A 14,354-nucleotide genomic window follows, 5' to 3' on the forward strand; every position below is an offset into this window, starting at 1 on the left:
ATCTGTAAAGGTTACTACAGCCTATATTGGATCCTCAAATAGGGAGTTCATAGTATTATTCAAAGCCAGAAAATTATAACTTTAAGTGGAACGTATAAATAAATCTAGTTAGTTCTAAGCCACATTCCTATATTCAAAAGGAATGTGGCTTTTTATTGACCACGGAATAGATAATGTGCATTTGCGTCAAAAACAAAGCATGACGAGAAAAATATCTTATATTGCATTGATTAAAAAACAAAATTCGACACTATTAGTGCAATAAAGTAACGATAGTACAAAAATTTCATAAAACTGGCGGATATAATGCATTAAAACATTGAAATTTATGCCATGAAAAAATACATTATTCAGTTATTATTAAAATAAAGCAAAATAATAGTTCGACGCGGTAATATATTGTTATGAAAACGATATATTATGTCTTGATTATGTAAAGTTAAATCCTACTCAGGGAGCTGTGACGTAAGGACCTACAGCTATTATTAAATTCATAGGTAAGATGATCATACGTGTTCTAGAATACACGTAAAGGTCTGAAAGACTTTATTAAAATGAGGTCTTTTGGCAAAACAACAAAAATATTGGAGGTAATATTATGTCAGAAGCAGTAGCTAATACGACTGCAGTCGTTGCTAAAAAAAGTTATTATCAGGATTTTATAGAAAAGGAATTGCAATTGGTTTATTCTCAGGATTTTCATATGGATTATTTTCAGCATTTTTGGCATTTGCTATGACAAAGGGTGTTTGGGCCGATTGGTATGGTACAAATACAGCTGGTTTATCTTCATTTGCGCTTATATATGTGATTGGTGCACTTGGTTGTGGCGTAAATGATACTTGTAGTGCAGTTTGGGCATTAGTTATGGCAGGTATTAGAGGTAAACTTGGAGATTTCTTTAGAACTCTTAATACTAAACCGGGCCGCATGATTATGTTAGCTGCACTTATGGGAGGCCCTATTGCCAATTCAGCTTATGTTATTGGTCTTGCATCGGCTGGTTCAATTATTGTTCCAATTTCTGCCCTTTGCCCAGCTATTGGCGCTATTTTAGGCAGAATTTTATACAAACAAGCATTAACAAAACGTATGATTTTAGGTATTGTTATCTGTGTTTCTGCAAGTGCTTTGATTGGTATCTCAAGTATTACTGGAGGTGCACAAAAAGGTGTAGTGATAGGTATTATAGCTGCTATTATAGCTGCTATTGGCTGGGGTATTGAAGGTTGTATAGCTGGCTATAGTACATCGATGGTAGATTCAGAGATTGGTATTGCTATTCGTCAGACAACATCAGGCCTTGCAAATTTAATTATATTTGTTCCTATCATAGCTATTGTAGGAGGTAATGCAGGTCTTTCATTCCATGTTATTGGTCAAGCATTTACAAGCGGTCCTGCTATGATTTGGTTTGCTGTTAGTGGTCTTTGTGCTTATCTTTCATTTATGTCTTGGTATAAGGGCTCTAGTATGACTGGTGTTGCGCTTGGTATGGCAACAAATGGTACTTACTCTTTCTTCGGACCGTTCTGCTGCTGGATAATACTTGGTGTGGGTTTCGGGATAAAAGGTTGGACACTCTCTCCTATATCTTGGGTTTGTGCTGTATTAATGGCAATTGGTATTTTGCTAATCGCAATGAATCCAATGGATTTATTTAAAAAAGGGGAGGTGTAATTGTATGAAACCACTTAATTATGCTATTTTAAAACATTTTACAAAAATTAAAGGAGCATGTGCAGACGACGTTATTGAAGCTTTAAAAGGTGAATATGGTAACTTCAAAGCTTTTAATAAAAATACTGTTATGTCAGCTTTAATGACAGCTGAAACCAATGGTCTTCTTGAAGAAAAAAGTTTTGATATGGATAAGTCAGGTAATTTAAGGATTTACTATCATGCAAATGATGAAGGCGCAGCTACAATTAATAACTACATTAAGGATTAATGATTTGAGATAAAATTAATTCTATTAGTGCAAGAATGTAACGATAGTACAAAAACTTCAAAATAACTGGTGGATATAATGCGGTAAAATAGCGCACTTTATGCCATGAAAAAATGCCTTGTTCAGTTATTATTAACATAAAGTCAAATAGTAGTTCAAGGCCACAATATATTGTTAAGAAAACGTTTTATAATGTCTTGTAAGTATAGAAATTTCTAATGATTATGCGAAGAAAAAAAGGAGGAATATGTAGTGAGGTATTATGGAGAAGAAGCGTTAGGGGTTATCGAAACATTAGGTATGGTTCCTGCAATTGAGGCGGCAGATAAAATGCTGAAGGCTGCTAATGTTGAATTGGTAGCATATGAAAACATAGGTTCCACTCTTGTTACAATTATGGTAAAGGGTGATGTTGGTGCAGTTAAGGCGTCTGTGGAAGCGGGAGCAGCGGCGGCTAGCGCAATAGGTACATTAACAGCACAAAATGTTATGCCACGTCCCATTAAAGATATTGGAGACATTGTTTCAGTATATCAAATCATGGATACAGAGGAAATATCACCCAATGGAAAATACAGAGCTTTAGGTTTAATAGAAACATTTGGTATAGTTTTTGCTTTAGAGGCTGCAGATGCAATGTGTAAAGCTGCAGATGTTGAATTAATTGGTTTCGAAAATGTAGCTTCTGGATATATTTCTGTATTGGTTCGTGGAGATGTAGGGGCATGTAAAGCATCTGTAGAGACAGGTATTAAAGCTGTAGCAGATATGGGAGCTGAAGTTTATAGCTCAGTTGTTATTGCAAGTCCACATCAAGACCTTGAAAAGATTATTGGACTTTATTCACTTGAAACCTTGAATCCTTAATGTGTGGCTGAAATTACGACACTTAGTTAATGAAAATGAAAAGAGGAGTCAGGAATGAATATTATTGACAATGATTTGCTCTCCATACAAGAATCTCGAATCCTTGCCGAAAATGCAAGTGAAGCACAAAAACTCCTAGCAGCTTTTCCACAGGAAAAACTAGATGAGATTGTTGAGCGCATGGCAGAAGAAATCGGCAAACATGCCATTGAGCTTGCAAAGATGTCACATGATGAAACTGATTATGGCAAATGGCAGGATAAATATATTAAGAATAAATTTGCCTCTGAGCATTTGCTAGTTAAGCTTCGAGGAATGCGTTGTGTAGGTATTATTGACGAGGACATCCAGAATAAAACCATGGATATTGGTGTACCTATGGGTGTAATTATTGCATTATGTCCTGCAACTAGTCCTGTTTCAACAACAATCTATAAGGCATTAATTGCAATCAAGTCCGGAAATGCGATTATCTTTTCTCCGCATCCTAGAGCGAAGAAGACAATTTGCAAGGCACTTGATATTATGATTCTCGCAGCAGAAGGGTTTGGACTTCCAGCAGGAGCGCTTGCATATTTACATACTGTGACACCTTCTGGGACAAGCCAGTTAATGAATCATAAGGCAACGTCCCTTATTATGAATACGGGTGTACCTGGAATGCTTAAAGCAGCATATAAATCTGGAAAACCTGTGATTTATGGAGGAACAGGCAATGGACCTGCATTTATTGAACGCACAGCTGATATTGTGCAAGCGGTGCGGGATATTATTGCTAGTAAAACCTTTGATAATGGAATTGTATCAGGGGCGGAACAATCTATTGTTGTAGACGGCTGTATTGAAGCTGATGTAAAACGGGAGCTACAAAGTAATGGTGCATATTTTATGACAGAGGAAGAAGCAGAAAAACTTGGTTCTCTCTTTTACCTTTCTGATGGGAGTTTGGACTCAGAAGTGGTAGGGAAATCCGCACAGGAATTGGCTAAGATAGCAAGCTTTGATGTTCCTAGTAGTACAGTACTTCTGATTTCAGAGCAGAAATATGTTTCTGAGAGTAATCCTTATTCCAAAGAAAAGCTTTGCCCAGTATTGGCTTATTACATCGAAGATGATTGGATGCATGCTTGTGAAAAGTGCATTGAGCTGCTCTTAACCGAGAGGCACGGACACACGCTTGTTATGCATTCAAAAGATGAAGAGGTAATTCGCATGTTTGCATTAAAAAAACCGGTGGGAAGAGTACTTGTTAATACACCTGCTTCCTTTGGCAGCATGGGTGCTACAACTAATTTGTTTCCTTCTTTGACTCTGGGTAGCGGATCGGCGGGGCTAGGTATGACTTCCGATAATGTTTCTCCAATGAATCTTATTTATATACGAAAAGTAGGATATGGTGTTCGGAAGATAGAGGATATTATCCATAGGGTGCATGCAGAGGAAAAAACTCAATTGCCTGCCGCGAAAGAGCAGCCGGAGTATAATTCAGATGATATACAGATGTTGCAGAATATTTTAAAAAAAGCTCTCCAAGAGATTAAATAGACTTATAGATGTATAAAAAAAATTGAAATAATTATGAAAGAATGAGGGGTAAGAATTATGGATATTCGTGAATTTTCAAATAAATTTGCAGAAGCGACTAAAAATATGTCTACAGAAGAACGAGCATCTTTAATGAAGATGTTTGAAGGGGTTTCAAAAGAAATTACAAAACCAGATAAAGTAGATGCTATGACTTATGTAGCAACTTCTGATAATGATGGAAAAGTTCCAAATGGAATTACAGAGCGTCTGCAAAAACTGAAAGATAACTATATGAAATGGACGCCTACAATCACAACTCATCGTGCTCGTGCCATTACTAAGATAGCAAAGGAAAACCCTGGAATGCCTAAAAGTATATTCCGTGGCAAAAGCTTCAAATATTCTTGTGAAACAGCACCTTTGGTAATTCAAGAGGATGAACTAATTGTAGGGGCACCTTGCGGCGCACCTCGTGCTGGAGCTTGTTCTCCTGATATTGCATGGAGATGGATGGAAGATGAACTTGATACTATTGGAACTCGTTCTCAAGATCCTTTTTATATATCTGAAGAGGATAAAAAGTTTATGCGTGAAGAACTTTTCCCTTTCTGGAAAGGAAAATCTGTTGATGAATACTGTGAAGATCAGTATCGTGAGGCAGGCCTTTGGGAACTATCTGGCGAATCTTATGTTTCAGATTGCTCTTACCATGCAATAAATGGTGGTGGAGATTCAAACCCTGGATATGATGTAATCCTTATGGAGAAGGGAATGCTAGATATTCAGAAGGAAGCAAAGGATCATTTGGAAAAACTAGATTACCAAAATCCAGAAGATATCGAACAGATTTATTACTATAAATCTGTTATTGACACTACTGAAGGAGTTATGATTTATGCTAAGCGTTTATCTGATCATGCGGCGCAGCTAGCTGCAAAGGAAACAAACCCTAAGCGTAAAGCAGAGTTACTTAAGATTTCTGAAGTAAATGCATGGGTTCCTGCACATAAGCCTCGTACTTTCTGGGAAGCAATTCAGTCTGTTTGGACTATTGAGTCATTGCTTCTAGTTGAGGAGAACCAAACTGGTATGTCTATCGGTCGTGTTGATCAATATATGTATCCATTCTACAAGGCAGATATAGAGCAAGGGCGTATGAGTGAGTTTGAAGCCTTTGAACTAGCTGGTAGTATGCTTATTAAAATGTCTGAGATGATGTGGGTTACAAGTGAAGGCGGTTCTAAGTTCTTTGCAGGGTATCAGCCATTTGTAAACATGTGTGTTGGCGGTGTTACTCGTGAGGGTCTTGATGCAACAAATGACCTAACTTACCTACTGATGGATGCTGTTCGTCATGTTAAAATTTATCAACCATCCCTAGCTACACGTATTCACAACAAGTCACCTAAGAAGTATTTAAAGAAGATTGTTGACGTTGTTCGTGCTGGTATGGGATTCCCAGCTTGCCATTTTGATGATGCACATATTAAGATGATGCTGTCAAAAGGTGTTTCTATGGAAGATGCTAGGGACTATTGTCTTATGGGTTGTGTTGAACCTCAGAAATCAGGTCGTTTGTATCAGTGGACTTCAACTGCTTATACCCAGTGGCCAATATGTATTGAATTAGTTCTAAACCACGGTGTTCCACTATGGTATAAGAAGCAGGTTTGTCCTGATATGGGAGACTTGGATAATTTCAAAACTTATGAACAGTTCGACAATGCTGTTAAGGAACAAATCAAATATATTACAAAGTGGTCAAGTGTTGCTACTGTTATTTCTCAACGTGTCCACAGAGAACTTGCTCCAAAGCCTCTTATGTCCATAATGTATGAGGGCACCATGGAGAGTGGTAGGGATGTTTCTGCTGGTGGCGCTATGTACAACTTCGGACCTGGTGTTATATGGTCAGGACTTGCTACTCATACAGACTCTATGGCTGCTATCAAGAAGTTAGTATTCGATGAGAAGAAATATACTTTGAAGCAACTAAATGAAGGATTAAAAGCTGAATTTGTTGGATATGAACAGATGAAAAGCGATTGCCTGAAAGCTCCTAAGTACGGTAATGATGATGATTATGTAGATTTGATTGCTTCTGATTTGATTAACTTCACAGAGAGAGAACATAGAAAGTACAAGACTCTTTATTCTGTACTAAGCCATGGTACTTTGTCTATCTCAAACAATACACCTTTTGGTCAGTTACTTGGTGCATCTGCTAACGGCCGTGATGCTTGGACACCATTATCTGATGGTATCAGTCCAACTCAAGGTGCGGATTATAAAGGACCAACTGCTATTATAAAATCTGTTTCCAAGATGGCTTGTGACACTATGAATATAGGAATGGTTCATAACTTTAAGCTTATGGCTGGACTACTTGATACACCAGAAGGCGAAGAAGGTATTCTTACATTACTTCGTACTGCATGCGTATTTGGCAATGGAGAGATGCAGTTCAATTACCTTGATAATGATACATTGATTGCAGCACAAAAGAATCCACAGCAGTATCGTGATCTGATTGTTCGTGTAGCAGGTTACAGTGCATTCTTTGTTGAACTATGCAAGGATGTTCAGGATGAAATTATCAGTAGAACTATGCTGACACATTTCTAATTAGGGTATTCCATTGACTTTAAAATGATTTAGCTGAGGCCCGATTCTCTTATGCTTCGCAGCATGCTAGAGAATTGGGCACAGTTGAATTATTTATTAGAACAGGAGATTAGATGTTATGAGCAATACTAAGGTAGCTGTAATTGAAAGAAAAGCATTGATTTTCAATGTGCAAAAATACAATATGTATGATGGACCAGGAGTAAGGACACTGGTGTTCTTTAAAGGATGCCCATTGCGTTGCAAATGGTGTGCTAATCCTGAAGGACTTGAACGAAAACATCAAGTTATGTTCAAAAAAGACTCCTGCATTGACTGCGGTGCCTGCGCTACGGTTTGTCCGGTTTCCATACATACTATGTCAAAAGAGCTAAAACATGAGATAAACCATAGCATTGATTGTATAGGTTGCCGAAAATGTGAGGAAGTTTGTACTGAGTCTGCAATATCCATTGTTGGAGAGGTAAAAACTGTTTCCGAGCTTATGGAAATTATTGAAGAAGATGTTGTGTTTTATGATGTTTCAGGTGGCGGCGTTACATTAGGTGGCGGTGAGGTACTTATGCAACCTGAATTCGCAGCAAATTTACTTATGGCATGTAAGCAAGAAGGCATCAATACTGCCATTGAAACATCTGGCTATGCAAAACTGGAATCAATACTTCAGGTTGCTGAGTTCACGGATTTATTCCTTTTTGATATAAAGCACATTGATGCCCAGCGTCACTATAAGCTTACAGGAGTGCACAATGAGCGAATACTAGATAACCTTACGGAACTTCTGAGGCGAAGGTACAATGTTAAAGTCAGAATGCCCTTGCTCAAAGGCATAAATGATAATCAGGATGAAATTGAGAAGGTAATTGAATTTTTGATGCCTTTCCGTGATTACAAAAACTTTAAAGGGATAGATTTGCTTCCTTATCATAAAATGGGTGTAAATAAGTACACACAATTAGAAATGGAGTATCCAATACAGGGAGATCCAAGCTTAAGCAGTGAAGACCTTAACAGGATTGAGAGCTGGATTAAAAAATATGATTTTCCAGTTGTGGTTATGAAACATTAATAAATGATTATTAGAATAGAAAATAGATTGAGAGGTAACTTTTATGGGAACAGTTGGTGAAAAAGGTATACAACGTGTCATAGAAGAATCAGTACCTGGAAAGCAGGTTACAATCGCTCATGTTATTGCCTCACCCATGCCAGACATTTATGAGCGCTTGGGGATAGACGATAAAGGATCAATTGGAATTTTAACTATAACACCATATGAAGCGGCTATTATTGCAGCTGATGTTGCAACAAAGGCAGCGAATGTTGAAATTGGATTTCTAGATCGTTTTACTGGCTCTTTAATTCTTACCGGTGATGTTCAGAGCGTTGAAACAGCACTTAATGCGGTAAATGATACATTGAAAAATTTGTTGGACTTTACAATAGCTCCTATTACAAGAACATGAGAAAGAAGCGTGTAATGGTTATAGGACCCTCACGTTGTGGGAAGACCACATTGGTTAATATCCTTAATGATTATGATGGACCACTCAGGAAAACACAAGATATGATTTATGGAGTGAATACTATAGATGTTCCAGGTTCTTATATTGAAAACCCGTGGATGTACAAACATTTAATTGCAGCCGCGCAGGATGCATCCCATGTTTTGATTTTAGTTGATCAGTCAAGGTGCGGTAATATGTATTCCCCTGGCTTTGCTAAAGCATTTAGATGTCCTGTAATTGGTGTAATAACGAAAATTGATTTAATGCCGGAAAATGAGGAATTGTGTTTGAGGCAGCTTGCAAGCATTGGAGTATCTGAGCCTTATTATAAGATTAGTGCTTCTAGTGGGGTGGGCACCGGTGCTTTGAAAGAATATTTATTTAATGTTGAAAAAAAAGGGTAAAGGGGGAGTAAGATGAAATTTATTACCGAAAATGATTTACGGGATTTAAATAGAAAAGAACCTTTTACAAACTATGAAATAGAACCGGGAGCAAGACTTACGCCTGGAGCGCGTCAGTTCTTGTCAGATCGGGGGATCAATATGTATGACAATGATCCTTATACAAAGAAAAACACTGTAAATGTAAAACAGGCACCAGCAATACCGGAGATAGTGAACACTTGGAAAAAGAAGAAACTCCGTAGCAAGATGAAGTCCACGGAAGCATTGTTCCTTCTTTATGAAGAAGAGCTTTTGAGTGGGGATGCTTCTTTGGCCCAGAGTGTTATTAATTTAGGTAAACAGTTCTCCTGCATTAAAAATCATGTGGATGGGAAAGGTCCTGTGGAAAACCTAAATCTCACGGAGTGCACAGGGATAAAGGTGGATAATTTTTCTGATGATTTGGATGATTGCTTTGAAATCACAGAGTCCCATATGCAGCTTAAGCAAGGAAGGAAGATTATAATTTTGCATAGACTAAGGTGTGATCTTCGCGAAATTGAACCGGTTGTTTTAGAAGTATATGAGGGCAGTGATAAAGATAAAGACCTGTGTAGTGAAGTTATCAGCAAGGTTAATCAGATTATTAATACCTTGTCACAAATTATTTGCTCGGTTTTAGGAGGTAAAGAATGCCAGAGAAAAAGTTAAATTTTGAATACTGTGATGGGCTTGTTCGGGATTTTGAAGATGTAGTGAAACATCCCATTGTGGGTAAATCTTCTGTTTACTATACAGGAGTTGATTTGGGAACGGCATGTGTTGTTTTAGCGGTTTTAGATGAAAACTACAAACCGGTGGCAGGTGCTTATAGATATGCAGATGTAGTTCGAGATGGTATGGTTGTGGATTATATGGGTGCAATTAAAATTGTTAGAGAACTAAAGCAAGAGATTGAGGAGAAATTAGGGACAGAATTGATTTATGCAGCTGCTGCAATTCCTCCCGGGACTGATGCTTTGGATTCAGGAGCAGTTAAGAATGTGGTTCAGGCTGCTGGGTTTGAAATTACAAACGTGCTTGATGAATCTACGGCTGCCAATAATGTGCTTAAAATTCAGGATGGTGCAGTTGTAGATGTGGGCGGTGGAACAACAGGAATTTCGATTCTAAAGGATGGAGAAGTTGTTTACGTTGCGGATGAGCCAACAGGAGGTACCCATTTTTCCTTGGTTGTTTCGGGTGCATATAAAATGTCTTTTGCACAGGGCGAATTATATAAGCGTGATCCTCAAAAACACAAAGAACTTTTACCAGTACTTAAACCTGTAGTTGAAAAAATTGCATCTATTATTAATCAGCATATCAAAGGGTATGATGTAAAGGAAATATGTTTGGTAGGCGGAACATGCTGCCTAACAGGTATTGAAAAAATTATAGAGAAGCAAACAGGTATTTTTACTCACAAGCCTCAAAATCCTATGTTTGTAACTCCTTTAGGAATAGCACTTAGTTGCACTCAGGAAAGTATAGTTTAGGGGGGAGGCTTAGATATGGAGTTTCGAATTATTAAATCCCCAACACCAGGTACTATAGATATTCTTATGCGCCGAATGGGGACAGGCGTCGACAAAGAAAAGATTTGTGTTGATGCAGTTGGTCTTGTGCAGGGGAGAATGATAGAGATGATTTGCGCAGCTGATATTGCTGAAAAGGCAGTTGGTGTCACAGTAGAAGATATTAGAGGAAGTTGTCCTCAGAACATGATAATGATTGCGATTTTTGGCGATACTGCATCTGTTGAGTCTGCCATTGTGGAGATTAAACGAAAGCTAGAAAAGGAGAAAGATTTATGTTAATAGCGAAACTGATTGATAGTGTTTGGGCAACAAGAAAAGCAGAATCACTTAATGGACTAAAGTTTATGCTGGCGGAAGTAATTGGCGGCACAAGTGCTGGTCAGCGGTTGATTGTTGTAGATATCATCAGTGCCGGTATTGGAGACAGGGTTATTGTATGCACAGGCTCATCGGCTCGCCGAATGCTCGGTGATGATGATATCCCAGTTGATGCAGTTGTTATCGGAATCGTTGATGATGATTGCAAAGTTGTATAGGAGGGGTTAGAATGAGTCTTCTTGATATGGTTAGAGAAGCTGGTGTTATTGGTGCAGGGGGTGCAGGATTCCCTACCCATGTAAAACTAGCATCAAAGTCTGAATATATTCTTCTTAACGGAGCTGAATGTGAACCGCTACTGAGGGTGGACCAGCAGTTGATGAAACTATTTCCCGATGAAATAATTAAAGGATTTGTTGCAGCTGGAAAGTTTATTGGCGCTAGTAAAGCTCTTATAGGTGTTAAAGGAAAGCATAAAGAAGCGATTTCTATTTTGAGAGATAGGATTGAGACGTTGCAGGTAGGTGATTTCGTTGAAGTGAAAGAGCTTCCGGATATTTACCCTGTAGGTGATGAGCAAGTTCTTGTTTATGAACTTACAGGAAGAGTTGTTCCTGAAATGGGTATCCCAATTCAGGTTGGATGTGTAGTAGTAAATACAGAAACGGTATTAAATATTTACAATGCTTCTATGGGAGAGCCAGTTACAGAAAAATATATCACAGTTGCAGGAGATATACCTAAAAGTTTGACCATAAAAGTGCCAGTTGGCACACCTATTATAGATGTGCTAAGGCAAAGTGGTATAGAAAATTTTGAAGGTTATGCCATTATTGATGGCGGTCCTATGATGGGTCCTGTTATGAGTAATATTGATGGATATATTACAAAGAAAAATAAGGGATTTGTAATTTTGAAAAAACAGCATGCTCTGATTCGCAAGAAATCTATGAATATAGAACAGGCAAGAAGAGTGAATAGAGCTTCCTGTGAGCAGTGCCGTATGTGTACGGATATGTGTCCTCGCTTTCTTATTGGACATAATGTGCAACCACACAAGATGATGACAGCTTTAAATTATGCATTAACAGATGTTGAAGGTCAGAAGAGCGCACAGCTATGCTGTCAGTGTAATTTATGTGAATTGTTCTCTTGCCCAGTAGGACTTTATCCGAAATCTGCAAATCTCTATTTTAAAGAGAAATTAGCCCTGCAGAATATAAGGTATAAGCCAATGCAGTCAGAATTCACTTCCCGAAAAAGCCGTGAGTATCGTTTGGTTCCAAGTAAGCGTCTTATTGCAAGACTAGGTTTGCATGATTTTGACAAGCCGGCTCCTATGACGGAAGTTGAAATAAAACCTGAATTAGTACATATTGCAACAAGACAACATGTAGGGGCACCTGCATTGAACCTTGTTAATCTTGGCGATCATGTGCAAATGGGACAGCTAATCGGCAAAATTCCTGAAGGTAGTTTAGGTGCTGCAATTCATGCAAGCATTTCAGGAACCATTGTGGAGTGTGGAAATGATTTTATTGTAATAAGGAGGGATTAATATGTCCATAGCAATAGGGATGGTTGAATTTACAAGTATTGCACGTGGTATATATGCAGCAGATCAGATGTTAAAAATTGCTGATGTAGAAATAGTTACAGCCAGTTCTGTTTGCCCCGGAAAGTATATAGTTATTGTCCAGGGAGATGTTGCATCAGTTCAAGATTCAGTGAGTGTTGGTGAAAAAATGGCAGAAGAATTTTTGGTTGATTCTATTGTTATACCAAATGTCAGTCCTTTAGTTTTCCCGGCAATAACAGGTGCAACCATGCCAGATGAAATTCAAGCACTAGGAATTATGGAGTCTTTCTCCCTTTCAACCATGGTTATCGCAGCTGATGCAATCTTGAAAGCTGCTGATATACAGCCGCTAGAGCTACGACTTGGAAATGGACTAGGCGGTAAGTCATTCTTTACTTTTACCGGAGATGTGGCTGCGGTTGAAACCGGTATTGAAACAGGAAAGGCTATTGCAATAGAGAAAGGACTGCTTGTAAATGCAGAGGTTATAGCTTCACCCTCTGACAGATTATTGTCATCTTTGTTCTAATATATCAGAACTTATATATATAAGAAGATGTTTTAAATGACTATACCAATAAATGTAAGGATGTGAAAGAATGAAAAAATTAATTTGTGTAAAAGATATTCATGATGTTGAAAAGCAAGGACAAAAGGTATTTTATATTGATAGTAATACAATTATTACTCCAGCAGCAAAAGACGCAGCAAGAGATTGTGGAATAGAGTTTTCTACGGAAGCTCATGTATGTGAGGTAAAGAGTTCTTGTGAAGTAAAAGTGTCTGAGCCGGCAAAAGTCAGTGAGGGTGAACTGGACAAAGATATGATATATAAGGTATTCAAGGCTATGATGGATAAAGGACTTTTAAGTGGAATCTTTGATGCAGTGTCTGACAAGCCATATATTTCTGAGAAGGATTGTGGTGGTTTGAAAATCGTTCGTGGTAAGTCAGTAAGGATGGATGTTTTTGATACTGGAAATCCTAATGACAAAGTAGTCTATCAGGAAATTATCAATGCCGAAGACGGTTGTTCAATGAATGCAGGATTTATTACAATTGAAGGTTGCAGCTTCGACTGGGAAACAACTTGCGAAGAGCTTTACCACGTTGTGGAAGGTACATTGGTAGTAACAGTTGACGGAAAGGTTTATACTGCACAACCTGGTGACTCAGTATTCTTCCCTAAGGGAGCTAAATTAGCATTTGGTTCACCTGACAAGATGAAAGCATTCTATGCTACGCATTAGAAAGTTTGATGGAAGGTAAGGAGGGTTAGGAATGCAGGCACTTGGGTTAATAGAAACAAAAGGACTCATTGCAGCTATTGAGAGTGCAGATGCTATGCTCAAGGCGGCGGATGTGAATCTCTTGGAAAAGACATATGTAGGTGGAGGTCTTGTTTCAATTATTGTAACTGGAGATGTAGGTGCGGTGAAAGCAGCTGTAGAGGCTGGTGGAGCAGCAGTTAGAAAAATAAATAGCGCACTTCTGGTTTCAGAGCATGTGATTCCCCGTCCTCATGAGGAATTGGAAAAGATGATTATACCCGCAGCACCGCTGAAAAATGTAGAAATCTCAACTGATGTGTCAGCAAAAACTGAATCCGAAGAGGAAGTAAAAGTTGAAATCATTGAAGAAGACACTGTAGAGGTTCCTGTTGAAGGTGAAGAAATAGTATTTGAAAATTTAGTAGTGGAAGATTCAGAAGGTACGGAATTCTTAGCAGAAAAAACAGCTACTTCTTTAGAAGTGGATTTGTGTGAGTTGTATAATAAGGAAGCTGTAGATAAGATGGTACTTGAATACGGTTTGGAAGAAGCTATTAAGATTCTGAGCAAGTTTAAAGTGATAGAACTTCGAAATTTAGCCCGTCAATATAAAAACTTTGGTATCGCAGGAAGGAGAGTTTCTAAGGCTAATAAAATACTCCTGCTTACAGAGTTCAGAAAATATTACGGAAATAATTAAGGTAGTTATAGAACTTTATGAGAAAAAGAATGGAGGGGTATT

17 protein-coding genes and 1 pseudogene are annotated in these 14,354 nt (G+C 38.1%); all 18 read left to right on the plus strand.

The genetic code is table 11. The annotated features are described in order from the left end of the window. Positions 1-598: 598 nt before the first annotated feature. The 18 genes and pseudogenes from G9F72_RS27535 to G9F72_RS05585 all read left to right on the plus strand — a co-directional run bounded on the left by G9F72_RS27535 (position 599) and on the right by G9F72_RS05585 (position 14,312). Entirely contained in the window at positions 599-739 is a 141-nt protein-coding gene (locus G9F72_RS27535) for a hypothetical protein (RefSeq protein WP_411955928.1), read from the plus strand. After that, the gene (locus tag G9F72_RS05505) at positions 736-1,680 is read left to right on the plus strand and encodes a hypothetical protein (protein WP_411955929.1); all 945 of its coding nucleotides are present in this window, start codon (positions 736-738) and stop codon (positions 1,678-1,680) included. The genes G9F72_RS27535 and G9F72_RS05505 overlap by 4 nt, the downstream gene beginning before the upstream one ends. Before the next feature lie 4 nt (positions 1,681-1,684). Next, the gene (locus G9F72_RS05510; RefSeq protein ID WP_164958813.1) at positions 1,685-1,951 is read left to right on the plus strand and encodes a hypothetical protein; all 267 of its coding nucleotides are present in this window, start codon (positions 1,685-1,687) and stop codon (positions 1,949-1,951) included. Between the two features lie 252 nt (positions 1,952-2,203). Next, positions 2,204-2,491: pseudogene (locus tag G9F72_RS05515) on the plus strand (BMC domain-containing protein); the annotation flags it as partial. Beyond that, complete coding sequence (locus G9F72_RS05520; RefSeq protein ID WP_202054883.1) at positions 2,492-2,818, plus strand: BMC domain-containing protein; 327 nt, start codon at positions 2,492-2,494, stop codon at positions 2,816-2,818. A 54-nt stretch (positions 2,819-2,872) separates the two neighbouring features. Next, positions 2,873-4,363 (plus strand): aldehyde dehydrogenase family protein, encoded by a 1,491-nt coding sequence (locus tag G9F72_RS05525; RefSeq protein ID WP_164958815.1) that lies wholly within the window; start codon positions 2,873-2,875, stop codon positions 4,361-4,363. 57 nt (positions 4,364-4,420) lie between these two features. Continuing rightward, complete coding sequence (gene cutC / locus G9F72_RS05530) at positions 4,421-6,970, plus strand: choline trimethylamine-lyase (RefSeq protein WP_164958816.1); 2,550 nt, start codon at positions 4,421-4,423, stop codon at positions 6,968-6,970. A gap of 118 nt (positions 6,971-7,088) precedes the next feature. Further along, positions 7,089-8,039 (plus strand): choline TMA-lyase-activating enzyme, encoded by a 951-nt coding sequence (gene cutD, locus G9F72_RS05535; protein ID WP_164958817.1) that lies wholly within the window; start codon positions 7,089-7,091, stop codon positions 8,037-8,039. A 43-nt stretch (positions 8,040-8,082) separates the two neighbouring features. Continuing rightward, positions 8,083-8,436 carry a BMC domain-containing protein gene (locus G9F72_RS05540; RefSeq protein WP_164958818.1) on the plus strand — a complete coding sequence of 118 codons (354 nt, stop codon included), beginning with the start codon at positions 8,083-8,085 and terminating at the stop codon, positions 8,434-8,436. Next, positions 8,433-8,882, plus strand: a complete 450-nt coding sequence (locus G9F72_RS05545; RefSeq protein ID WP_164958819.1) for a EutP/PduV family microcompartment system protein — start codon at positions 8,433-8,435, stop codon at positions 8,880-8,882. Before G9F72_RS05540 ends, G9F72_RS05545 begins: the two co-directional genes overlap by 4 nt. Before the next feature lie 12 nt (positions 8,883-8,894). Beyond that, positions 8,895-9,575, plus strand: coding sequence for an ethanolamine utilization protein (locus tag G9F72_RS05550; protein ID WP_164958820.1), 681 nt, complete (start codon positions 8,895-8,897; stop codon positions 9,573-9,575). Next, on the plus strand, positions 9,557-10,402 hold the full coding sequence (gene eutJ, locus G9F72_RS05555) for an ethanolamine utilization protein EutJ (protein ID WP_164958821.1): 846 nt from the start codon (positions 9,557-9,559) through the stop codon (positions 10,400-10,402). The genes G9F72_RS05550 and eutJ overlap by 19 nt, the downstream gene beginning before the upstream one ends. 15 nt (positions 10,403-10,417) lie before the next feature. After that, positions 10,418-10,723, plus strand: a complete 306-nt coding sequence (locus G9F72_RS05560; protein ID WP_164958822.1) for a BMC domain-containing protein — start codon at positions 10,418-10,420, stop codon at positions 10,721-10,723. Beyond that, positions 10,717-10,980, plus strand: a complete 264-nt coding sequence (locus G9F72_RS05565; protein WP_164958823.1) for a EutN/CcmL family microcompartment protein — start codon at positions 10,717-10,719, stop codon at positions 10,978-10,980. The genes G9F72_RS05560 and G9F72_RS05565 overlap by 7 nt, the downstream gene beginning before the upstream one ends. An 11-nt stretch (positions 10,981-10,991) precedes the next feature. Then, positions 10,992-12,320 carry a 4Fe-4S dicluster domain-containing protein gene (locus tag G9F72_RS05570; RefSeq protein WP_164958824.1) on the plus strand — a complete coding sequence of 443 codons (1,329 nt, stop codon included), beginning with the start codon at positions 10,992-10,994 and terminating at the stop codon, positions 12,318-12,320. 1 nt (position 12,321) lies between these two features. Beyond that, positions 12,322-12,870, plus strand: a complete 549-nt coding sequence (locus tag G9F72_RS05575; RefSeq protein ID WP_164958825.1) for a BMC domain-containing protein — start codon at positions 12,322-12,324, stop codon at positions 12,868-12,870. A gap of 70 nt (positions 12,871-12,940) precedes the next feature. Beyond that, positions 12,941-13,591: a cupin domain-containing protein gene (locus G9F72_RS05580; RefSeq protein WP_164958826.1), complete on the plus strand. Its 651-nt coding sequence runs from the start codon at positions 12,941-12,943 to the stop codon at positions 13,589-13,591. Positions 13,592-13,622: 31 nt separating this feature from the next. Further along, positions 13,623-14,312 carry a BMC domain-containing protein gene (locus G9F72_RS05585; protein ID WP_164958827.1) on the plus strand — a complete coding sequence of 230 codons (690 nt, stop codon included), beginning with the start codon at positions 13,623-13,625 and terminating at the stop codon, positions 14,310-14,312. Positions 14,313-14,354: the final 42 nt, after the last annotated feature.

It is taken from the genome of Clostridium estertheticum (assembly GCF_011065935.2).
GTDB lineage: Bacteria > Bacillota > Clostridia > Clostridiales > Clostridiaceae > Clostridium_AD > Clostridium_AD estertheticum_A.